At 40.2% G+C, this 23,951-nt stretch carries 15 protein-coding genes; 5 read left to right on the top strand and 10 right to left on the bottom strand.

Going from position 1 to position 23,951, the window contains the following annotated elements; translation table 11 throughout:
* Positions 1-7: 7 nt before the first annotated feature.
* The 5 genes from BLR60_RS05860 to BLR60_RS05840 all read left to right on the top strand — a co-directional run bounded on the left by BLR60_RS05860 (position 8) and on the right by BLR60_RS05840 (position 8,631).
* Positions 8-3,238: a SusC/RagA family TonB-linked outer membrane protein gene (locus tag BLR60_RS05860; protein WP_090497746.1), complete on the top strand. Its 3,231-nt coding sequence runs from the start codon at positions 8-10 to the stop codon at positions 3,236-3,238.
* 18 nt (positions 3,239-3,256) lie between these two features.
* On the top strand, positions 3,257-5,101 hold the full coding sequence (locus BLR60_RS05855; protein ID WP_090497744.1) for a RagB/SusD family nutrient uptake outer membrane protein: 1,845 nt from the start codon (positions 3,257-3,259) through the stop codon (positions 5,099-5,101).
* 20 nt (positions 5,102-5,121) lie between these two features.
* Positions 5,122-6,774 carry a DUF4957 domain-containing protein gene (locus BLR60_RS05850; RefSeq protein ID WP_090497742.1) on the top strand — a complete coding sequence of 551 codons (1,653 nt, stop codon included), beginning with the start codon at positions 5,122-5,124 and terminating at the stop codon, positions 6,772-6,774.
* Positions 6,775-6,863: 89 nt separating this feature from the next.
* Complete coding sequence (locus BLR60_RS05845; RefSeq protein ID WP_090498013.1) at positions 6,864-7,886, top strand: pectinesterase family protein; 1,023 nt, start codon at positions 6,864-6,866, stop codon at positions 7,884-7,886.
* A gap of 4 nt (positions 7,887-7,890) precedes the next feature.
* Positions 7,891-8,631 (top strand): rhamnogalacturonan acetylesterase, encoded by a 741-nt coding sequence (locus BLR60_RS05840; protein WP_090497739.1) that lies wholly within the window; start codon positions 7,891-7,893, stop codon positions 8,629-8,631.
* A 443-nt stretch (positions 8,632-9,074) separates the two neighbouring features.
* Here the strand turns inward: BLR60_RS05840 and BLR60_RS05835 are convergent, their stop codons facing one another.
* From BLR60_RS05835 to BLR60_RS05790, 10 genes are all read right to left on the bottom strand, one after another.
* Positions 9,075-10,700, bottom strand: coding sequence for an NADP-dependent glyceraldehyde-3-phosphate dehydrogenase (locus BLR60_RS05835; protein ID WP_090497737.1), 1,626 nt, complete (start codon positions 10,698-10,700; stop codon positions 9,075-9,077).
* Positions 10,701-10,821: 121 nt separating this feature from the next.
* Positions 10,822-12,267 (bottom strand): MFS transporter, encoded by a 1,446-nt coding sequence (locus tag BLR60_RS05830; protein WP_090497734.1) that lies wholly within the window; start codon positions 12,265-12,267, stop codon positions 10,822-10,824.
* A 29-nt stretch (positions 12,268-12,296) separates the two neighbouring features.
* A complete protein-coding gene (locus BLR60_RS05825) occupies positions 12,297-12,956 on the bottom strand; it encodes a bifunctional 4-hydroxy-2-oxoglutarate aldolase/2-dehydro-3-deoxy-phosphogluconate aldolase (RefSeq protein WP_090497732.1) in 660 nt (219 codons plus the stop codon).
* Positions 12,956-14,005, bottom strand: coding sequence for a sugar kinase (locus BLR60_RS05820; RefSeq protein ID WP_090497731.1), 1,050 nt, complete (start codon positions 14,003-14,005; stop codon positions 12,956-12,958). The genes BLR60_RS05825 and BLR60_RS05820 overlap by 1 nt, the downstream gene beginning before the upstream one ends.
* Before the next feature lie 114 nt (positions 14,006-14,119).
* Positions 14,120-15,520, bottom strand: a complete 1,401-nt coding sequence (uxaC, locus tag BLR60_RS05815; protein WP_090497729.1) for a glucuronate isomerase — start codon at positions 15,518-15,520, stop codon at positions 14,120-14,122.
* 231 nt (positions 15,521-15,751) lie between these two features.
* The gene (locus BLR60_RS05810) at positions 15,752-17,398 is read right to left on the bottom strand and encodes a UxaA family hydrolase (RefSeq protein ID WP_090497728.1); all 1,647 of its coding nucleotides are present in this window, start codon (positions 17,396-17,398) and stop codon (positions 15,752-15,754) included.
* A 1-nt stretch (position 17,399) separates the two neighbouring features.
* The gene (locus tag BLR60_RS05805) at positions 17,400-18,911 is read right to left on the bottom strand and encodes a tagaturonate reductase (protein ID WP_090497726.1); all 1,512 of its coding nucleotides are present in this window, start codon (positions 18,909-18,911) and stop codon (positions 17,400-17,402) included.
* A gap of 78 nt (positions 18,912-18,989) precedes the next feature.
* On the bottom strand, positions 18,990-20,093 hold the full coding sequence (gene pelA / locus BLR60_RS05800) for a pectate lyase (RefSeq protein WP_244155598.1): 1,104 nt from the start codon (positions 20,091-20,093) through the stop codon (positions 18,990-18,992).
* Between the two features lie 102 nt (positions 20,094-20,195).
* Complete coding sequence (locus BLR60_RS05795; RefSeq protein WP_090497723.1) at positions 20,196-22,127, bottom strand: glycoside hydrolase family 88 protein; 1,932 nt, start codon at positions 22,125-22,127, stop codon at positions 20,196-20,198.
* Positions 22,128-22,134: 7 nt separating this feature from the next.
* Entirely contained in the window at positions 22,135-23,808 is a 1,674-nt protein-coding gene (locus BLR60_RS05790; protein ID WP_090497721.1) for a glycoside hydrolase family 28 protein, read from the bottom strand.
* Between the last annotated feature and the right edge of the window lie 143 nt (positions 23,809-23,951).

The raw sequence follows: 23,951 nt of genomic DNA, 5'->3' as shown, positions 1-23,951 counted from the left end.
TAACTTTATGAGCAGAGTTCTACTCTTTTTAGCATTTTTCTCTTTTTTTGGATCTTCTGTAACACACGCACAAACTAGGCAGATTACCGGAACGGTAAAGGATAAAACTACGGGAGAACCCTTGGTTGGCGTTAGCATAACTGTTAAAGATTCGAAGACAGGCGCTAGCACAGATGCCAATGGTGTTTACAAAATCAGTATTTCTGCAAAAGGCGCAGTAGTCATTTTCACCTATGTGGGTTATAAAACCAAAAATGTAACCATTACCGATCAAACCAAAGTTGATGTTAACTTAGATGAAGATGCCAACACTCTGCAAGAGGTGACGGTGAATATCGGTTACGGCTCTGTACGTAAAGAGGCTTTAACTGGCTCTGTTTCTTCCATTACCGGGAAAGATATCGACCAGTTTCCAGTAAGTACTGCCGCACAGGCATTGGCAGGCAAACTTGCCGGAGTATCAGTTACCACAACAGAGGGAAGCCCTGGTGCCGAAATCGTAATTAAAGTACGTGGTGGAAGCTCCCTTACGGGCGATAACTCTCCTTTGTATATTGTAGACGGGATCCAGGTTGAAAATGCCTTATCCATTTTATCTCCAAACGAAATCCAATCCATTGATGTGTTAAAAGATGTTGCCTCAACTTCCATTTATGGTAGCAGAGGTGCCAATGGTGTAGTGATCATTACCACAAAAAGCGGTAAAAAAGGAAGACCGATTGTCTCGTTTGATGCTTATGCAGGTGCGCGACAGATTGTAAATAAGCTGGATGTGATGAACCCTTATGAGTTTATCAAATATCAATATGAATTATATAACAACAATACCAATCAGGATGTAAAAGATACTTTTACCAAGAAATACGGCACTTTTGAAGATCTTGACATTTACAAAAATATTCCAAATATCGATTGGCAGGATAAGGTTTTTGGCCGTCAGGCATGGAGCAATACGGAAGTTTTAAATTTATCGGGCGGAACTTCTAAAACTACCTATAATGTTTCGGTAAACAATACCAAGGAAGATGGTATTATGCTTAATTCCGGTTATAGAAGAACATTTGCTTCGATGCGTTTGGACCATAAATTTTCAGATAAATTCAGGGCCGGATTAAATGCACGCTACAGCCGTCAGCGGGTTGATGGTGTAGGCACAAGCTCTACCGGCTCGCAAGGCACCAACCGTTTAAGAAATTCAGTGCGTTACCAACCTTATTCGGGCGGATCAGATTCAGGCGATTTATTTGATGCCGATTATTTAACTACAGGATTGACAAACCCCATTACTTTGGCCAACCAGGAATTAAAATACGACTACCGCAATGATTTAATTTCGAGCGGTTATGTTCAATATTCAATCCTTAAAAACTTAACGATAAAGAGTACCGTGGGTTATAACAGAACCAGCAGACATACCAATACTTTTAATGGTCCGGTAAGTAATGTGGCCAGAAACAATGCGGGCTTACCAGCCATTCAGTTAGATACGGTAGCTCAAAAATCATTTATCAACACCAATACCATCAACTATAAACCTAACCTGGGCAAAGACCACAGTTTAGACTTATTAGTTGGCCAGGAAATCAACATGGTTGATATTGATTCAAGAACAACAGTACTTAAATTTTTACCTGTCAATATCTCTCCCGATGATGCTTTTGTGAGCGGCGCTCCGGCAAATACCATTCAAGATAGGCCCACATCATTAATTTCAGGCACCAGACAGTTTTCGATTTTTGGAAGGGCATCTTATGGTTTCCAAAATAAATACCTGGCCACGGTAAATTTTAGAACCGATGCTTCATCATTATTTGCAGCAGGCAAACAATGGGGCTATTTTCCATCAGCGCAGGTGGCCTGGCGGGTTACAGAAGAGAAATTTATCAAAGACATGCAGCTAAACTGGCTGGAAAATTTTAAGGTGAGGTTTAGTTATGGTGCTGCCGGGAATAACCGTATTGGCCAGGATTTATTCAGAACCCTGTTTTACCTAAGTTCTACTACTGGAGGTTATGCTGCTACAGATGGCGCCATTTCAACAGGCCTGATTTCGGGTACAGCAACCGGAAACATTTTATCCAATCCGAACATCACATGGGAAACCAATATTTCAAAAAACCTGGGTATTGATATCGATTTATTTAAAAACAAGCTATCACTAAATTTAGATTATTACGATAACCGAACCAAAAACCTATTGTTGAATGCAAACGTACCACAAACTACAGGATATTCTACACAGCAGCAAAATGTTGGTAAAACCCAGAATAAAGGTTTTGAAATACAGTTAAACTATCAGGCCGTTAAAACCAGAAACTTCACTTACAATACTAGTTTCAACATCTCATTCAATAAAAATAAAATTGTTGAACTGCAGAACGGCGTAAACTCTTACATTACGCAATCGGGCTGGGTAAACAGCTTAGGCGATTTTAAAGTGGAGGTAGGTCAGCCTGTAGGACAATTTTATGGTTTTATATCTGATGGGCGATACACGGTTGATGATTTTACCTATGTCCAAAATACAACTACAGGTGCTTATACCTATACGCTTAAGCCAACGGTTGCCAACAGCAGGGTATTATTGGGAAGCCGTGATCCACAGCCGGGAGATATGAAAGTTAAGAAACTTTCTTCTTCAGCGAGCATGATGATCGGAGATGACGACCGGACCGTACTGGGTACCGCTCAGCCGAACTTTACAGGTGGTTTGAACAACCAATTTGCCTATAAAAACTTCGATTTAACCGTGTTCGTAAACTTTAGCTACGGCAATAAGGTTTACAACGCCAACAAATTAGAGTTTACTTCGCAATACAATGTAAAAGATAATAATTTACTTTCAGTGATGAACGATAGATGGCAGAACTTTGATGCCAACGGCATAAAGGTAACTGACCCGGCATTATTAACGGCCATGAATGCCAATACCACCTTATGGACGCCAACAGGAGGAAACTATGCCTTAACCTCCTACGCCGTTGAAAGTGGCTCCTTTTTAAGGATCAGTAACTTAACATTGGGTTATAATTTACCGAAAAAACTGATAAAAAAAACAGGCTTTATCTCAAAGCTGAGGGTGTATGGGACAGTTAACAATTTATATACCATAACAGGTTATACCGGTTACGATCCGGAAGCCAATACGCGTCGTTCAAATCCGCTTACACCGGGTATAGATTATGCGGCTTACCCACGCAGCAGATACATTCTGGCTGGAATTAACATGATATTTTAATTCTTAACATTAAAGAAAATGAACAATAAATTGATAAAATCGGCTTTAATGGTAATTGCTGTTGGAGCGTTGAGCATAACCACTTCCTGCAAGAAATATTTAGATGTACAATCGCCCTCAACCTCTTCACCTGATGTGGTTTTCGAAAGTACTGTTAACACAAATGCGGCTATTATTGCTATTTATAACCGCCTATGCGGCGATAACGGTTACGGTAGCCGGATCTCGACCTTATTTGGTCTTACTGCCGATGATTTTAAAACATCAGGAAGCTACAGTTCTTCTGACCGCAGGGGGATTAGCATGTATGGGGCAAGTTCTGACAATACCGATCTAATTAATCCATTTTTACAATTGTATGCAGGTGTAGAAAGAGCAAATATCTGCATTAAATTTATTCCGGCATCTAAACTTTATGCCAATGGATCAGACGCGGAGAAAACCATCATGAAACGCTATTATGGCGAAGCGCTTACCTTACGGGCACAGTTTTTATATGAACTGATCCGCAACTGGGGAGATGTACCTGCATCTTTCGTACCATCGGCAGATGCAGAAACTTTATATGGCCCAAATGTAAACCGCGATAAAACTTACGACCAGATTATTGCCGATTTAAAAATGGCTGAAGACCTGGTGCCCTGGAGAAGTGGCATTACCGAATATGGCAGTTTCCGTTTTACAAAAGGAGCAATTAAAGGCTTAAGGGCCAGAATAGCCTTAGCAAGAGGTGGTTATTCTTTAAGATCAGCGAGCCATACCATGGAACGCAGTTCTGATTATTTAACTTACTATAAAATTGCTTTTGATGAGTGCCTGGACATTATGAACCACCGTTCGGAACATAATCTAAATCCGGTGTATGAGAATGTATTTAGAACCCTGCATACTACAACCCGTTATGATGACGCCCATGAACTTATGTTTGAAGTACCTGCTTTTGGCGGTAATGCATCTACTGATAGTAAACTGGGTTATTACAATGGGATCCGTTTTAACTCTGCCTCTACTTTTGGTTCTGGCGGTGGCGGGATGAATGCCATCCCTACTTATTTTTACGAATTTGACGTAACAAAAGATTGCCGCAGAGATGTAACCATTGGTGTTTTTGAAATTGTGGCATCATCAAAAAAAATCATTAATACGCTGTTTAACATGACAGATGGCAAGTTCCGTAAATCTTGGACTACCTTTAGCAATTCATCTGCTTCGCAAACTTTTGGGGTAAACTGGCCTATGCTCCGTTTCTCAGATGTGCTGCTGATGTATGCAGAAGCTGACAATGAAATTAATGGTGCTCCATCTGCAACAGCGGTTAGTGCTTTGCAAGAGGTACAAAAAAGAGCTTATGCAGGATTTGAAAGCCAAATTCCGGTAACACCAACGGATAAAACAGGCTTTTTTAATGCTCTCGTTAAAGAACGTTTACTAGAATTTGGTGGTGAGGGAATCCGCAAATATGATCTAATCCGCTGGAATTTACTGGCCAGCAAATTTGATGAAACGCGCACCAAAATACGTGCATTAATTGCCGGCACAGGCGATTATGCCAGCGTACCTAATTATATTTATGCTAAAGAGGGCAATTATTTATTGGGAACCAGCGTAAATGAAGTGGCCACGCTCGACCTTTATGGCGGCGTTCCAAACAATGTTTTTGCGTCTCCGGGCCTGAATACTTCAACAGCCCCAACGGGATATACTACCAAGAACTGGCGTAAAGCAGTAACTGAAGACAATTCAATTACCAGTACTTCAACCGGTATTGCATTTTACTTCGAAGCCAACAAAAAAGAGCTTTTCCCATATCCAAAAACGACATTGATCGAAAACCCAAGCATGGTTCAAAACTTTGGTTACTAACGCAATTTATATTATCAATCATGAAAAGAATTATCAATCAATTAGGGCTTAAACTGATCATTTTATCATTAATGGTTGTGATGGTTTCTGCTTGTAAAAAGGAAGATGATGTACCAACAGATCCGGCAAGGATATTTAAGCCGAGCGATATCAAAATTACGGCAGCAGAAACTTCTGCTAAATTAACCTGGACCACCCCTTTAATGTCGACAGGAAAAACCTTCAAATACAGTATCGATGTTTCTACCGATTCGTTGTTTGCAACGGTAAACTATACTACGACAGCCGATACGGCAGGCGTAACAGTAACTGAAGACAATTTAGCTGTTAGGACAAAATATTATGCAAGGGTTAAGGCCAATGCAACCGAAAGTCAGCCAGAATCTAAATACGTACGTAGCAGTGCTTTTCAGTTAACCGGGATTCAATTATTTACCGCGGTTCGCGACAATGAAATTAAAGAAATAACTGCCAAACTGTATTTTACCAAAACAACAGGCTTAACCTCTATTGTATTAACCCCAACCACTGGTACAGCCATAACTGTTTTATTGAGCAACAATGAGGCTACTGTAGATGGCTTTAAAGCGATAGCAGGCTTAACTGCCAGCACAAAATATACGGCCGAACTTTTTGCTGGCACCAAAAGTAAGGGATTGGTTACTTTTACCACATTGGCACCAACCATTTATACCGTAACGTTAAACCCAGGCGATGATCTGGCTGCTACAATTGCCAAAGCTGCAAATGGAGCTATAATCGGCTTAAACCCGGGTACCTATAACATATCGGCAGCCGCCACATTTATTACCCAGAAAACCATTACCCTTAAATCTACTTCTGGCGAACCTAAAAATACCAAAGTAAATTACAAAGAGTTTGATGTAGAAGGTACCGGTGCAGGAATAATATTGTCTGGTATCGAACTTGATGGCACTGCCGGCGCATCTTTATATTTCATCAATTTCATTGGCTCACAGACAGCTAACGGTGCTGCAGCAACCTTTACCAACGTAATGGTTGATAATTGTATAGTACATGGTTCTACTACTTCGTTTTTACGTGGCGACAGGGGAACAGCAGCCCGTGATTTCAAAATCACAGCAATTACGGTAAACAATTCGATCGTTTACGATATGGGAGCCAATGGTTCATCAGCTTATTATACCTTCCATCTGAATAAAATGCAGTTCAATACGTTAACGGTGTCGAAATCTACTTTTTACAATGCGGGTCCAGGTATAGTAACTGCAAGTACCACTTATGCGGGCGATGTAATTCCAACAGTAGTTATTGCCAACTCTACTTTTAATGGTTTTGGTGGAAATGCTAAGTATGCTTTGCTGGATGCAAACGCAAACCCGATCAATTTCACCATTGTAAACAGTATTTTAGCCAACACTCCTAAATCAGGAACGATTAATGCCGCGGCCATAAGAGCTACTGGCACAGGAAGTACACTAAGGATTTCGAACAGCAATTACTTTAATTTAATGAGTGCCTTAACAGGGGGTACAGCTTTAACTTTTGGTACCGCAACTTTGGTCACCAACCAGAGCATCAATACTGGCTGGACGGTAACTACAACCGACTTTACGCTACCGGTAACCTCTCCTTTAAGAAGTGCCGGAAGTACAGGTGGCCCAATTGGTGACCCTAGGTGGACATACTAAATTATTTTATGAAGGGCAGGTTTTTAATCTGCCCTTTTTTAATAAATTTAACTAGCAAAAGTTGGTCAACTGCGAGAAACGATACCATAATGACAAGAACCCCATACTTTAAACTAATTACGCTGCTTCTTTTAAATACCTTTTTCATTCTTTACACCTATGCCCAGGACCCTAAATATCCAGCTACACTTACTGTTGCTAAAGATGGCTCAGGGAACTACAGTACTATACAGGAAGCCGTAAACTCAATACGTGATTTAGGCGAGCTGGAAGTTAAAATTTATATCAAAAACGGCATTTATAAAGAAAAGTTGATTATTCCATCATGGAAAATCAAAATTGCCCTTGTTGGGGAAAGTACTGAAAACACCATTATCACCAATGCTGATTACTCAGGTAAAGCCAATCCACTAGGAAAGGATGTTTTTGGGCATACTACATTCAGTACCTATACCTCATTTACGGTATTGGTTCAGGGTAATGATATCCATTTCGAAAATCTAAGTATCATCAATTCAGCAGGTCGCGTTGGCCAGGCCGTTGCACTGCATGTAGAAGGCGATCGTTTTATAGCAAAAAACTGCAGGTTTATGGGTAACCAGGATACGCTTTATACGGCAGTTGAAAATAGCAGGCAGTACTACCAAAACTGTTATATTGAAGGCACTACAGATTTTATTTTTGGTAAAGCCACAGTGGTCTTTCAAAATTGTACCATCAAAAGTTTAAGCGATTCTTACATTACGGCAGCCTCAACTTCAGCACAACAAAAATTTGGGTTTGTTTTTCAAAATTGTAAGCTCATTGCAGATCCATTGGTAACAAAAGCTTATTTGGGCAGACCATGGAGACCTTATGCTAAAACGGTATTCATGAGCTGCAGTTTGGGAAAGCATATTTTGCCCGAAGGCTGGAATCCATGGAAAGGTGACCTGATGTTCCCGGATAAGGAATTAACCGTTTTTTATGCAGAGTATAAAAACAATGGTGATGGCGCCTCCCCTAAAACGAGGTTACCCTGGGCAAAGCAACTCACTTATAAAGAGGCAAAAAGCTATACTTTAGAAAACATTCTGGGCGGCACAGATCAATGGAATCCAATCAAAAATTAATAGAATGAGAATAAATTATTTTAAGGTTTTTGCAACTATAGCTTTATTCATTTTATGCTCCTTTGCTTTCGTGCAAAAGAAAACAAAGCTGTACATCATCGGCGATTCAACTGCCGCCAATAAAGAAGAAAAAGCATACCCCGAAACCGGCTGGGGAATGGCACTCCAGTCTTATTTTAAATCCGATGTTGCGGTTGATAACCGGGCTTTGAACGGCAGGAGTACCAAATCGTTCAGAGCCGAAAAGCGCTGGGACCCGATATTGGCACAGTTAAATCCTGGAGATTATGTTTTTATCGAATTCGGACATAACGATGAGAAAGTTGATAAACCGGCCGTTGGCGTTTCACTGGCAGATTTCAAAACAAACTTGATTAACTACGTGATAGAAACCAGAAGTAAAAAAGCCTTCCCGGTATTACTCACACCCATCTCCCGCAGAAGTTTTAAAAATGGAATACTAATAAATTCTCATGGCGATTACGCAGGCGTAACCCGCCAGGTAGCCGATTCGCTAAATGTACCCTTAATTGATATGCTGGCTAAAACGGAAAGCTTATTGACCAGCCTGGGAGATGAACCATCCATCAAATTATTCAACTATGTTGATTCGGGAAATGTAAATTATCCAAAGGGCAAAAAAGACGATACGCATTTAAGTCCAAATGGTGCTAAACAGGTAGCTGGTTTGGTAGCGGAAGGGATTAGGGAGTTAAGGTTGAATTTAACTAAAAGTTTGAAATAGCAGAATAAGTTTGTCATCCTGAGGAATAATTTATGATATAAAAATCAATATGATTGACAGATAAATTTTAAGTAGGTATATTTCTTAAGAGATCGTCATTCCCAACTTGATTGGGAATCTTAATACAAGCGCTTTAAGATTCCCGCATGCGCGAGAATGACGATCCTTCTATAAGATTCTGTCGATGGTAGCGTAGTGAAGGATCTTTTTATCACCGAGTGCACCGAGAAATTCACTAAGTAAACAGAATTAGGCGTATAAATATGATCATCGTCCTCGTTTGCAACGAGGATGCTGAGAATGGCGATTGTATCGCCAGTAGCATAATACTGCATTACAAATGCGGATCTCGCTAATCGTTACAAACGAGGACGATAGACAAAAAAGCCGCAACTCACAGATTTACACCTGTGTTTTGCGGCTTGTTTATTATAACTGATCTTTTAAAAAATATACTTCGTACTTAAAAAGTTAGAATCATCTCCTTTAACAATTTCATTCAATAACTTTTTATTATCATCCGTAAATTTGGTTGCCACCAGAGAGCGGATCGAGAACGAACGCAAGGCATCCACTACAGAAAGTGTACCTTCGGCACTGTCTTTACGACCGGTGAAAGGGAATACATCTGGTCCACGCTGACACTGGCAATTGATATTTACCCTACTTACCTGATTTACCAAAGGATCAATCAACGAAGAAATTACCGCAGCATTGTTACTGAAAATACTTACCTGCTGGCCGTGCGGCGAATCAATTAAATACTCAATAGGCTCTTCAAGGTCATCAAATGGTACAACCGGAACAATCGGCCCAAACTGCTCTTCCCGATAAAGTTTCATATTACCATTTACAGGGTAAACAATAGCTGGATAAACAAAAGTTTCCAGGGTTTGTCCACCATTGTTATTGATCACTTTAGCACCATGTGCCACGGCATCATCAATACATTCTTTTAAATACTCAGGTTTGTTAAGCTCAGGTAGTGGTGTAAGGTTAACTCCTTTTTCCCAAGGCATGCCAAATTTCAGTTTCTCTACTTCGGCCGATAAACGCTTTAAAAACTCCTGCGCCAAACTGCGGTGCACGTAAACGATTTTAATGGCGGTACAACGTTGTCCGTTAAAAGAAAGCGAACCCAGCACCGTTTCAGAAACGGCCAGATCAAGATCTGCATCTTTAGTGATGATGGCTGCATTTTTTGCATCTAAACCTAAAATTGCCCTTAAACGGTTTACCTTAGGGTGCAGTTTTTTTAGTTCGTTGGCAACCTTGCTTGAACCAATTAAGGTAAGCACATTAATTTTACCAGATTTCATCAGACCCGGAACGATGGTATTACCACGACCATAAATGGTATTCACCACACCCTTAGGGAAACTTGAACGGAAAGCCTCCAGTAAAGGATAGTGCAATAAGGTACCATGCTTAGGTGGTTTGAATAAAAGCGTATTGCCCATAATCAAAGCTGGGATAAGTGTAGTAAAAGTCTCGTTTAACGGATAGTTGAATGGGCCCATACAAAGTACCACCCCTAGCGGAGAACGGCGCACCTGGGCCACAATTCCCTGCTCTATTTCAAAACGGGATGATTGCCTGTCGATATCTTTCAACGCATCAATGGTGGCGTAAATGTATTCAACCGTACGGTCAAATTCTTTAACCGAATCAGCATACGATTTTCCAATTTCCCACATAATCAGTTTGGCAACAATTTCCTTTTGCTCAATCATTTTATGTGTAAAATTTTCTACACAACTGATGCGATCGGCAACACTCATGGTTGGCCACTGCCCCCTACCGTTGTCATAAGCGGCTACGGCCGCATCTAAAGCTTCTGTCGACTCTTTCTCTGTACAAACAGGAAAACTACCAATACGCTTACGTTTTAAACCTTCAGGGGTTTTTATGCATACCGGAGAAAACACTTCATTAAATGGTCCGTTCCATGGTTTCATTTCTCCATTAGAAAGAAACTCTTTTTGATTGATTTCTTCCTTGAGCCTAAATTCATCTGGAATCTGGCTCTCTTCAACGAAAATACTTTCGAGGTTTAGCGTTGTACTCAATTTTATTTGCTGTTAGGGTTAAATTAATGTTAAATCTATAGTTTAAGTATAGATTAAATTTTAAAAAAAGCATCAAAAGATTTAGACACAATAATATTGCCTAAATCTTTTGGAGGTTAAATTATTTAAATTCTATTACTTTATATTTTGGAACAAGTGTCTTCATTACCACCCAGCCAACTAGGTAAGCCACCGCGCAGAAAGAGAAAACGATAAAATAACCAGCTTCTTTACCTTGGAACCCCATAAAAGTCATTTGTGTATCAGCTGCATGAGTAAACAGCACGCCAGAACCTTTATTGATAAAAAATGATCCTACTCCTCCGGCCATACCACCAATTCCGGTTACAGTAGCAATAGCCTGGCGCGGGAACATATCACTCACGGTGGTGAATATATTGGCCGACCAAGCCTGATGTGCGGCACCCGCAATACCAATAATAATTACTGGCAACCAGTAGGTATAGTGGCCTAAAGGCTGGGCCAATAAGGCTAACAAAGGAAAAAATGCAAAAATCAACATGGATTTCATCCTGCCATCGTAAGGATTCATATTTTTCTTGCCAATAAAATAGGATGGTAACCACCCGCCAATAATCGATAACAAGGTGATAACATATAATATAAATAAGGGGAAAGCACTTTCTGTGCCGCTCATTTTATAAATATCTTTCAGGTAGGCTGGCGACCAAAACAGATAAAACCACCAAACCCCATCGGTCATAAATTTACCAAAAGCAAAAGCCCAGGTTTGTTTAAACTTAAGGCAATCTGAAAAGGATAGTTTTTTTACGGGCGATGCTGCGGTAACCGTTTCGCTAATTTGCTCGTGTGCCACAATATCTTGCTGGATATAGGCTAATTCTTCTTTATTTACACGTGAGTGATGTTCTGGTTTACCGTAAAGTAAAATCCAGAATAACATCCAGATAAAACCTAAAGCGCCGATGATAATAAACGACATTTCCCAGCCATATGCATCGGCAATGTACGGAATGGTAACAGGGGCTGCCAAAGCACCCACTGTTGCCCCTGCATTAAAAATACTGGTCGCAAATGCACGATCTTTCTTGGGAAAATACTCGGCTGTAGCTTTTATGGCTGCCGGAAAATTTCCTGCCTCGCCAAGGGCCAGCACAAAACGGGCAAAAATAAATAATGAAAGACTGGTTGATAGAATTAACGTAGTATTGCCCACAGTAGACAGCGCCTCTTTTGCACCTGCAAAACTCATCACCCACGTACCGGTAATGATGCCTGAAGTAGCAATACCGCAAAAAGCATGGATACAAGCACCTACCGACCAAATTCCGATTGCCCAAAGGAAACCTTTTTTAGTGTCCATCCAATCAACAAAACGTCCTGCAACCAACATCGATCCGGCATAAAAAAGAGAGAATAAGGCTGTAATGGTTCCATAGTCACTATCTGTCCAATGAAATTCGGGAACAAAATAGTCTTTCCATGTAAGGGATAGTACCTGTCGATCTAAATAGTTAATGGTAGTTGCAACAAATAACAGGGCACATATGGTCCATCTGTAATTGCTGATTTTTGGTTGGCTCATTTCGGTTGTTTGTGGTTAGGGGATTGAGGTTATTTACTTTGCTTAATAAGTTCGAGTGCCAGCTGTGTATGATCGTGAAGCTCATCGTAAAGCCCTTTGCTCATCACATCCTTACTAATTAATTTGCTGCCCATACCTACAGCACAAACCCCGGCTTTAAACCAGGTTTTTAAATTTTCGGCATCAATTTCTACACCACCTGTTGGCATAAATAGCTGCCCGGCGAAAAGATCTTTAATTGATGAAATAAATTCAGGGCCTAAAATATTTGCCGGAAAAATTTTGATCAGCATGGCTTTGTGTTCTTGTGCCACGCTGATTTCAGTTGGCGTCATACAACCTGGTACCCAAAGCATACCAATTTTATTTGCAATTTCGGCAACTGCCGGATTTACGATCGGAGCCACAATAAAATCTGTTCCAGCTTCGATAAAAGCATTTGCATCGGCAGGCGTTTTAATGGTACCTATACCCAGATAAAGATCGGGCATTTCTGCATCACGGATTTCTTTTAACTTTTTAAAGTTTGACAATGCCGATTTACCACGATTGGTGTATTCGAAAACACGAACACCCGCTTTATACAAAGTGCGTAATATTTCTACACTACCCGATTCGCTATCCTGATAAAAAAGCGGTAACATGCCCTGCTCTAAAATGGCATCTAAAATTTTGTGCTTGTTGCTCATCATCGTATTATTCTTTTTTCTATATCAGCTACAGTACTGGTTGTAGCATCACTTGGAATGTATAATTTATCGTATGCTGCGGCGGTGGCAAAATTTAACATTTCTTGGGCCGGTAGTTGATTGTAAAAGCCATAAATCAGGCCAGCCATAAAACAATCTCCACTACCCACCTTATCTAAAATTTCTTCCGAAACATATTCTTCAGAAACCGTTAATTCATTGTTGGTATAAATGGCGGTATAATAACGAATACCCTTTCCATGATCGAACCTGAAAGTATTGGCCACCGCTTTACACGCCGGAAACAAACTTAATATTTCTTTAGAAGTATCAGTTGCCTGTTGCAGTAACGTTTCCTTTGCATAACCATCTGTTGGTATTAAATCTTTATGAAGTGCAATGCCCAACATTTTATTGGCTGCCCAAACATTACCCATAATCAGTGTACAATACTGAGCCAGTTCTGGCAAAACATCAATCGGTTCCTTTCCATATTTCCAGAGCTTTGCACGATAGTTTAAATCAAGTGATATGGTTATATTTTTTGCACTTGCGGCTTTTAATGCTTCTAAACAAACGTCGGCAATATTCTGATTAATGGCCGGGCATATGGCGCTGAAATGGAACCAGGCTACATCTTCAAAAACTTCGTCCCAGTTAATCTGTCCAACTTTTAAATCAGCATAGGCCGAATTGGCCCGGTCGTAAATTACCCCTGCATTTTTAAGGTCTTTCCCTTTAGGCAAATAGTACAAACCTAAACGTTCACCATGGTAAACCATAGGGGTAGTATCAATATTGCGCACATTAAGGTAATCAACAATTTCGCGGGTAACTGAATTATCTGGCACAGCCGAAAGATAGGCTGAAGGCACATTCCATAAAGCCAGGGCAGTGGCTACGTTAAGCTCGGCCCCACCCACATAAAATGGAAGTTTATTTTCTTTTAACCATGCACCATCCATATCCGGACAGATGCGTAAAAGTATTTCACCAAAGCTTAAAACTTTTTTTCCTTTTTCAGCTGAATCGAAGATTTGGGTGTTCATTTTTAGTTCTGATCGGCATATTTCATACTGTTTTCTGCAACCGAATGAAAATGAAAGGAAAACGATTGAAATGATTTGATTCCAACAAAATACCTTCCTAAAGCCTGATTTTAGTTAAAATTTAAAGTAGTTTTTTGCGTTAAAATACGAAATATCCTGAACAATTTTGCCCACCCATTCCAAATCGTTAGGTAATTCGCCGTTCTCAATATCTTCCCCGAAAAGGTTACAAACAATCCTCCTGAAGTACTCGTGACGTGGGAAAGAAAGGAAACTGCGCGAATCGGTGAGCATACCTACCATTCTGCTTAAAAGTCCCATGTTCGACAGTGCGTTTAACTGTTTGATCATCCCATCCTTTTGATCTAAAAACCACCAGGCCGAACCAAACTGCACTTTACCTGCAATAGAGCCATCGTTAAAATTACCGATCATGGTGGCAATTAATTCGTTATCGGCTGGATTAAGATTATAAATAATGGTTTTGGCCAGTTTATCCTGATTATCCAGGCGGTTTAAGAATTTAGAAAGCATACGTGCCTGGCTAAAATCGCCGATTGAATCCCAACCGGTATCAGGTCCTAGTTGTCTTAGCATACGTGCATTGTTATTACGCAAAGCACCAAGGTGGTATTGTTGTACCCAACCTTTTTCATGATCCCATTCTGCAAAATAAACCAGCATAGCCGACTTAAATTTCAGGTTTTCTCCATACGAAATATTTTGTTTACTGCGGATTTTATCAAAGATTGATGCAATTTCGGCCTCGGTATAATCTTCAGCATAAATCTGCTCTAAACCGTGATCAGAAACTGAACAGCCATTTGCCGAAAAGTAATCATGACGGCTTTTTAAAGCATCAATATAATCCTGAAAACTACTGATTGTTTTATCGGCGACACTTTCCAGTTTGTCGATATATTCATTTAAGCCTTCAATATCATCACTGTTCATGGCCTTATCGGGGCGGAAGGCCGGTAACATTTTAAGGTTAGCGCCTTCTCTGGCCAGTTGTTGATGAAAGTTCAGGCTATCTAAAGGATCGTCTGTAGTACAAACGGCCTCTACATTCATTTTTGCCAATAAACCACGAACTGAATATTCTGGAGTTTGCAGTTTAGCTGAACATTCGTCGAAAATTTTCTGTGCCGTTTTTCCCGATAACAGATCTTCTATTCCAAAATAGCGCTGAAGCTCTAAATGTGTCCAATGATATAGTGGATTGCGTAAAGTATAAGGAACGGTTTCGGCCCATTTTTCAAATTTTTCAAAATCAGATCCTATTCCAGTGATGTATTTTTCATCCACACCATTGGCTCGCATTGCCCTCCATTTGTAATGATCGCCGGCAAGCCAAACCTGACTGATATTGGCAAATTGCGTATTATTGGCAATCTGCTCCGGAATAAGGTGATTATGGTAATCGATAATTGGCAATGATTTTGCAAAGTTGTGATACAGCTTTTCAGCAGTTTTGCTTTGCAAAAGAAAATTTTCGTCTAAAAAAGATTTCATGCTATGTAATTTGAGCTATTAGATAATCGGTTTAAGCTGATTAAAAAGGATTATCTGTTATTTTTCTATTTATGTAATTATATTATCCCAGTCTGTGTCCTCACAGACCAAGACTCAATTTATATTTTATCTATTGGCGGTCTGTGGGGACACAGACCGCGGCAACAGCAGGTTAAAGGCGATTGCAAGGATAGCCACGCAAACCTCCGACCTCAGTCTTCCGACTTCGGACTATAAACTCACCCCCCGTTTCCATGGAATAAAATCATCCTGATTAAGCAATACGGCCTTAGGAATTACTTCGCCGCTGGCTGCTCTAATGCAATATTCCAGGATATCTTCGCCCATTTGTTCGATGGTTTTTTCCCCTTCTATCACCGGACCACAATTGATATCAATAATATCGCTCATGCGTTTGGTTAAAGCATTATTGGTTGATACCTTGATGGTTGGGCAAACCGGATTTCCTGTAGGCGTTCCTAAGCCAGTAGTGAACAAAATTAATGTCGCACCTGATGCGGCCTTTCCAGTAGTCGCCTCTACATCATTCCCGGGTGTACAAACCAGGTTTAAGCCAGGTTTTGTAGCAGGCTCAGTATAATCCAAAACATCTTCTACAGGAGATGTTCCACCTTTTTTGGCTGCTCCGGTACTTTTTATGGCATCGGTAATCAAACCATCTTTAATATTACCTGGTGAGGGATTCATAAAAAACCCAGAACCTACATTTTCTGCCGATTGATTGTAGGCTGTCATCAACTGAATAAATTTACGTGCGGCTGTTTCATCTTTGGTCCGGTCAATCAATTGTTGTTCTGCACCACAAAGTTCAGGAAATTCAGCAAGGAGCACAGTACCACCCAGGGCCACCAATAAATCGGAGGTGTAACCCACAGCAGGGTTGGCGCTGATTCCGCTAAAACCATCGCTACCGCCACATTTTACACCCAATACCAATTTGCTTAATGGTGCCGGCTGACGTTCGATTTTATTGATTTCTGTTAAACCGATAAAGGTTTTACGGATGGCTTCTTTTACCAGTTGTTCTTCGCTCTGCGATTGTTGCTGCTCAAAAACAAATAAAGGTTTATCGAAATTAGGGTTACGTTGTTTCAGGTCTTCCATAAAATCGTGCACCTGCAAATTCTGGCAGCCTAAGCTCAATACGGTTACACCAGCAACATTAGGATGATCGGCATATGCAGCTAATAACTTGCTTAATACGGCAGCATCCTGACGGGTGCCACCACAACCGCCCTGATGATTTAAAAATTTAATGCCATCAACATTTTTAAACACACGGTCAGCAGATGGATTAGCCAAACCGATAGAATCCGGATCAGCCTCACCTAAAATTTCACCATTTTTATAAGCCTCAACCAGTTGGTGTGCATATGATTTATATTTATCCGTTACTGCATAGCCCAACTCGTTGTGTAAAGCCTCGCGGATGACGTCCAGGTTTCGGTTTTCGCAGAATACGGTCGGAATAAACAACCAATAATTTGCAGTACCCACGCGGCCATCACTACGAATGTAACCGTTAAAGGTTCTGCCTTCAAACTTAGCCACATCTGGTGCCTGCCATTCGTAATGGTACGGACGAAATTCAAAAGGATCAGATGCATGTTTGGTATTTTCGGTGTCCATTAATCCCCCTTTAAGAATGAAGTGTTGCGCTTTTCCAACCAATACGCCATACATCATAATGTGATCGCCTGGATTCATATCCTGCATAAAAAATTTATGCTTGGCCGGGATATCATCTTGTAAAATATATTCCTGTCCATCGTGGATAACAGTTTCGCCTTTTGCTAGGTTTTGCAGCGCAACCAATACATTATCGTTAGGATGGATTTTTAAAATTCTGGTAACCATTTTAAATTGTTGTTTCTGAATGCAAGTTACTTAAAGTTTCTTTTGCACCCTTGTTCTGCAATAAATCAACATAATATTTTACGGCCGCGTTAAAGCCAGGGTAATCGTTCAGGTTTTTGTCCCAAAGGCGTATATCGCCAAGGGTATAATCTACAACGGTTTCAGGATTTTTCCAATAATCGTGTAACACCCCCGCAAATTCATCCTGTATAGGGTAGGTTTTTCCATTTGCACTGGCGGTGTAGGTTTCGCCATCTTTATTCACGTTCATGAAAAGAATATAAGCGGCGACACCTAAAGCGGTAAGCTGTGGCACTTCATTTTTTAAAGCATAATATCTTCTGATCAGGGGCATATTACGCATTTGCATTTTTGAAGTAAAATTTAACGTAATGGCTTGCCATTGGTGTTCTAAAGATGGGTTACTAAAACGGTCGATCACACTTTCTGCAAAGGCAATTGCTTCGTTGTAGGTAATATCTTCATTCACCACCGCAGGCGCAATTTCATCTTTCATTAATTTTAATACATTGGACGAAAAATCTTTATTCGCCATTGCCTCTTTTACCGTATTAAAGCCTGCTAAAATGGCCAAACCGCAGCTTATCGTATGTGTACCATTAAGCAAACGGAGTTTTAGTTCTTTAAATTTATCAATGGAAGGAACAATGAAAATGCCTTTATCTGCCTTTGCGAAAGATAATACTTCCTTCACTTTTTCGCTTGATGATTCGATTGCCCAAAGCCTGAAAGGTTCGGCCATAATCATCAGTTCATCTTCGTAACCCAGTTCGCTTTCAGTGGCTTTATGTGCTGCTTCCGGGAGTTTCCCTGGCACAATCCGATCAACCAGGGTTTTACAAAAATAATTTGCTGTTTTTAACCAGTTTTCGAAATCCCAGCCCAATTTATTCTGGATAGCCAGATCGAGCAAAATTTCTTTTAGTTTGTCGGCATTATCACTAATGAGTTCTGTAGGAACAATCACCATTCCACTTTCAGCTGATCCGTTAAAAGCTTTGTAGCGTTCGTGCAAAAAAGCAAGCAGTTTGCCCGGGTAAGACTGTGGCGGATGATCGGTGATTTTATCTTCACTTTTTACAATACCCACTTCTGTGGTATTCGAAATTGCAACTTGCATTTCGGGCTGGTGTGCAGCTTTTAAAATTTCTGTCCAATCTTGCGAAGCCGATAAAACCCTGCTGATTGAAGCATTGATGGAATTTTCTTCTACACTAACGCCATCTTCAATGCCTTTTACACATAGCGTGTATAAATTATCCTGTTTAGAAAATGCATCAGCACCGCTTTTTGATGTAGATTTAACAACAAGCACACGCCCGTTAAAAATCCCTTTCTGGTTGGCCCTATCAATAAAATAATCGGGTAAACCACGCAGTAAAACACCTGTACCAAACTGGATTACCTTCTCTGGTAAGGTTAATATTTCGGCAGTAGGTTTTGTAACCTTTTCGCCATTAATGTTTTTTAAATTTTCTTTGTTTAAAATCATTATTAATGTTATTTGATCACCAAGGCACAAAGTGCTATGTGAAATTTATAATCTCTTTGTACCGAGCTATAGTTCTATTTATTTGCCATTCGTGCTTAACCACTTTGGGTATTCTTTTTCAATTAATTTTTGTCCCCAGTTGCCATACCAGGCGTATCCGTTGCGTCTTTCAGGACTTAATTCTTCTAATTTTGTTTTGATTGTGTTGTCGCGATCGCCAAAAACCGGGGTATTTTTATCAAGGTCGTAAAACCGTGCCCAGGCAATTGCAGCGGAATCTGCAACCAAAGCCGCAGTTTTATTATTGGTTTTAGGATTTTTCAGCCGATCAAAACGGTAGCCTACAATTTTATAGGTATCGAACCATTTTACCGCTGATGTAATTGCATTTTTTTCTGCAGCAGAAGGATTTTTGATCCTCATTAAAAAGCGGACAATTCCTACTGACTCGCTCGTACTCAATGAGGCTGGCTCAAATGCCCTGGCCTTTGCAGGCAACATCGAATCATGATCATACTGTGCGGCCCAAATGCTTAAAACACCCCTTTGTTTTACCTGTGTATTTAAAATACAATCTATGCCCTTCGCCACTGCTTTTTCTGCTTTTTTAATGTAGGCTGGATTTACCACATCAAAATCGTTCGTTTGCATGGCAACATCCTGCAATATGTTCAACACATTGATCATGGCGTCGTCATTGTAAGTAATCTCCGATCGGTAAGAGGACCGGTCAGGATAATATTGTGGCCAGCCACCATTGGCATATTGTGCCGACAAAATATAGTCCAGTCCCTTTTCTGCAGCAGCCAAATAAGCTTTGTTCTGTGTTTTTTTATACGCCTTTACCAGATAAACCACTTCTCTACTGGTAGCTTTATTATCGAAAGTAGCATGTAAATCTTTAGTTGCCTTTATTTTGGCCAACAAGGCTGGTGTTAAAACGGCATCGTAGTTAACCACGCTTTTATCTTCCAGCTGCTTTGGCCAACCGCCATTGCCTAATTGATAAACCAGCATTTTATCTGCTGTAGAATCAACAGATTGTTGGGCATAACACGATAACAATAAAGTGCTGCATATCAAGGTTAACAATAATTTTATTTTCATCATTTTGTTTGTGCCGTGGTCTATGAAAACATAAGCCAATAATTTTATTTTTACGCCATGGTTAGTATTTGCCACGGAGATACAGATTAACACGGAAGAATTACTTTTTATGCCGTGGTTCGTGTCTCCACAAACAATATTTATCTGTGTTCATCCACTTCATCTGTGGTAATAAACCTATTTCTTCCCCGGCACCTGCTTAATCAGCCAGTTTACCAAATCATTTGTGGCTTTAAAATTTTCAAATTCAGCAGGTAATTTTCTACCATCGATATATTCATTATAAAACCATGGATCACCAACCGCGAAAACTGTTCCTTTGCCATATTTTGCAGTGGCAATAATAACATCTCCTTTATCAGTTAACGCAGAAACTGCCGGATTTTTAACCACAAGAGTCGATATTTCTTTGATATATACTTTTTTGGCTGTCTTAAAAATAGCATTTCCGTCAGGAATTTTTATTGCCCCTTGTTCAAAATTCGCACCCTGAACTTTATTACGGCTATCTTCGTTAAAATGGATTCCGAAGGTTTCCGGAAGAACATTAAATTTTGAAATTTCGCAATTGCCCACATCATTTAAGAGCAGTACCAAAATGCCACCAGCTTTTACCCATTCACTGATCTGTTTAGCATGTGCAGCATCCATAAAATTTGGGTTCACCGTTTCTTTTTCAGTATCCGGATCTACGATCATGTAAATATTACTGCCTTTTAAGTTAATTGTTGTTGGCGCAGCTTTAAGCGTATTGGTTTTTACCCCCGCATCGTTAAAGATTTTTCCGAATAAAGAAAATCCGTTGTTATCCTCTTCTTCCCAGAGGTAGTGGAAAGGGATTTTATCTCCGGTAGGGCCAACCATATATTCATTGTTAAAGAAATTATCAACGGTAACGGTTAAACCTTTACCTGGTTTTGGCAGCTGATCTGTTTCTATTTCTGCAGCAGCACAGATAAATGCGCCAACTCCTTTTGGATCATTGGTAATTACCTTTTCACTGATGTAATAATCGAAGCTACCATCACGGTATTTAGGCTTTCCACCTAAACCAGATACAGAAACAGTTTTAGTCAGGTTTACCCTTTCATCGCTTGCTTTTTCGATAAATTCTTTCTTTAAACCAGCATAGCCCTTATTTGTAGCAGCCATAAAAGATGGAGTTAACCATCCTTTACGTACTCCTTTGGCCAAGCCATATACAAACATGCTGGAAGCCGAACTTTCCAGATAATTCCCTTTACGGGTTGGCATATCCAAAATATCAAACCAAACTCCCGATTTTGGATCCTGGTATTTTACCGTTGCAGTTGCCGTACGGTTTAAAATGGCGATTAGCTCTTTCCGTTGCGGATGATCGGCCGGAAAATTATCCAGCACATCAACCAAAGCCATCATATACCAGCCCATTGCCCTGGCCCAGAAATTTGGCGAACGCCCGGTTTTTTTATCGGCCCACTGCTCTGCTCTGCTTTCATCGTAACCGTGATAAAGTAATCCTGTTTTAATATCGCGGGCATTTTTCTCCATCAGGATAAATTGCCTGGCAATATCATCGAAAGCAGCATCCTTTTTCATCAGCCTGGCATACGCTGCATAAAATGGTTCGCCCATGTACAAACCATCCAGCCACATCTGGTTTGGATAAATTTTCTTATGCCAGAAACCACCCTCTTTGGTGCGCGGTTGTTTCTGCAGTTGATCATATAATTTATTTGCTGCCAACAGGTATTTTTGCTGCCCGGTAACTTGATACAATAACAATAATGAGCGACCATTTTTAATGTTATCAATATTAAAATCATCTGGTTTATACGTGGCAATATTACCTTCTTTATCCAGATAAGCATCCATCGAACTTTGGATGTACTTAAAATATTTTCCGTCGCCGGTATTGCGCCAAACAGCAGCGGCACCTTCCAACACAACCCCCATATCGTAGGTCCATTTGGGGCCCTTAGCACCTTTTAACAATGTAGTATCCTGAAACAGTTTTTCCATCGCAGTTAGGGTTAACTGTTCAGATAATTTCTTTTGGGCAAACCCGCTTTGTGTTAAAATAGAAAAACCAATAAGTGCAATTAGGGTATATAAGATTGATTTCTTCATGACGCTCTTATTTTGAAATTTCCATTGCTTTTTTATCTACCTCAGTGCCTAAAACAGAAGCTGTTTTCGCTTTGGAAACATCGGTTCCGCTAATTTTTACAGCTTTTGATTTTTCGCCCGAAATATCAAACAGCAACTTGCTGTCATCAGGATATTTTAAGTTGCTGATATTAATGTTCGATCCGTTTTGGATCATCACTACCGGATTGGTATTTTCTGCAATGATATTAATGTTTTTTAGAAAAATTCCGGCAGCCTCAATAATTTCGATGCCTTTTTTTGCTTTGATGGTTACGTTTTCCAGGTGGATATCTTTAATGTTCATTTCTGGTAATCCCCTAAAAAATATCGCCTTTTCGGCACCATTTGCCACTATATCTTTAATATAAAAATTTCTGAACTGTGGAGTAGCTTCGGTAACCGGAACGGTAACGGTTTTAATAACCTCTCGTTTTTCGCCAGCCAAAGGAACCGGATCAACCGCCGCATAATACATATCGAACAAAATCGCCTCACCAGGAATATCAATCATGTTGATGTTATTGATATAGATATTCTCGACTACGCCACCACGGCCACGGGTAGTTTTAAAGCGTAAGCCAATATCAGTGCCAATAAAAGAACAGTCATACACCCAGATATTTTTTGCCCCGCCACTCATTTCACTGCCGATTACAAAACCGCCATGCGCATGGTAAACCACATTATTTCTGACGATAACATTTTCAGTTGGTATACCCCGTTTACGGCCCGCTTCATCACGTCCGGATTTGATGCAGATCCCGTCATCTCCCACATCAAAAGTGCTGCCTTCAATTAATACGTTTTTACACGATTCTACATCAACACCATCGCCATTCTGTGCAAACCAGGGGTTTTTTACCTGTAAGTTTCTCAAGGTTAAATCTTCACAAAGCAAAGGATGTAAATTCCACGCAGGCGAATTTTGAAAGGTAACACCTTCTAAAAGTATTTTTTTACAGCCCGTTAAAACCAATAAATTCGGACGGAGAAAATCTTTGATATCATCATAGTCTGCTGCAGTTTTGCCCGCTTCAATAACACCCGCATTTTTGGTATTCGAACCTTTAACTGTTTTCTCAGACGGATACCACGTTTTTCCGTCAGCTTTAACAATGCCTCCTGATGCCACAAGTTTTTTCCATTGTGTTTCGGTAAGTTTATCTTTTTTAACCATACGCCATGCACCACCATTCCCGTCGATAATTCCGGTTCCGGTAATGGCGATATTTTCGAGGTTTACACCCGAAATTGGACTCTGGTTCCGCCATGCAGGCTGACCTTCCCAATTTCCCTGTACCAGTTTGTATTGATTAAAATCAGCCGTAAACTGAAGGATAGCATCGCGTTTAAGGTGCAGATTTACATTGCTTTTTAATTCGATAGGACCGGTTAACCACAAACCCGAAGGGATTAAGACCACACCTCCACCTTTTTGGCTAACACTGGCAATGGTTTTATTAATGCTTTCCGTATTTAAGGTAATGCCATCACCCTTTGCTCCAAAACTTACAATGTTCGTTGTATCTTTTTTAAATTTAACCTGCTGAATAATGGGTAAACTTTGCTTCTGTTGCGCCATGGCAGCGCCTGCTCCAGATAAAACTAAAAAGGTGATGGCTACCTTAATATGACATAAACGACCAGAAATATGTTTCATTATTTGCGCTGTTAAATTATACTTGGTTATTGTAATAACAAGTGTACGTTGTTTACAGCTAAAACAGAAGAGAAATCTATGCAATCGTTGCCGGAAAACCAGGCAAAAAGACCACTACAAGCAGACGATTAAACACACTATAC

The sequence above is a fragment of the Pedobacter terrae genome (genome assembly GCF_900100705.1).
Lineage (GTDB): Bacteria > Bacteroidota > Bacteroidia > Sphingobacteriales > Sphingobacteriaceae > Pedobacter > Pedobacter terrae.
This window is presented reverse-complemented; position numbering and strand designations above follow the sequence as displayed.

Coding starts and splice junctions, on each gene's coding strand:
- BLR60_RS05860 (WP_090497746.1), top strand. CDS start 8: ATGAGCAGAGTTCTACTCTTTTTAGCATTTTTCTCTTTTTTTGGATCT.
- BLR60_RS05855 (WP_090497744.1), top strand. CDS start 3,257: ATGAACAATAAATTGATAAAATCGGCTTTAATGGTAATTGCTGTTGGA.
- BLR60_RS05850 (WP_090497742.1), top strand. CDS start 5,122: ATGAAAAGAATTATCAATCAATTAGGGCTTAAACTGATCATTTTATCA.
- BLR60_RS05845 (WP_090498013.1), top strand. CDS start 6,864: ATGACAAGAACCCCATACTTTAAACTAATTACGCTGCTTCTTTTAAAT.
- BLR60_RS05840 (WP_090497739.1), top strand. CDS start 7,891: ATGAGAATAAATTATTTTAAGGTTTTTGCAACTATAGCTTTATTCATT.
- BLR60_RS05830 (WP_090497734.1), bottom strand. CDS start 12,267: ATGAGCCAACCAAAAATCAGCAATTACAGATGGACCATATGTGCCCTG.
- BLR60_RS05825 (WP_090497732.1), bottom strand. CDS start 12,956: ATGAGCAACAAGCACAAAATTTTAGATGCCATTTTAGAGCAGGGCATG.
- BLR60_RS05820 (WP_090497731.1), bottom strand. CDS start 14,005: ATGAACACCCAAATCTTCGATTCAGCTGAAAAAGGAAAAAAAGTTTTA.
- uxaC (WP_090497729.1), bottom strand. CDS start 15,520: ATGAAATCTTTTTTAGACGAAAATTTTCTTTTGCAAAGCAAAACTGCT.
- BLR60_RS05810 (WP_090497728.1), bottom strand. CDS start 17,398: ATGGTTACCAGAATTTTAAAAATCCATCCTAACGATAATGTATTGGTT.
- BLR60_RS05805 (WP_090497726.1), bottom strand. CDS start 18,911: ATGATTTTAAACAAAGAAAATTTAAAAAACATTAATGGCGAAAAGGTT.
- BLR60_RS05795 (WP_090497723.1), bottom strand. CDS start 22,127: ATGAAGAAATCAATCTTATATACCCTAATTGCACTTATTGGTTTTTCT.
- BLR60_RS05790 (WP_090497721.1), bottom strand. CDS start 23,808: ATGAAACATATTTCTGGTCGTTTATGTCATATTAAGGTAGCCATCACC.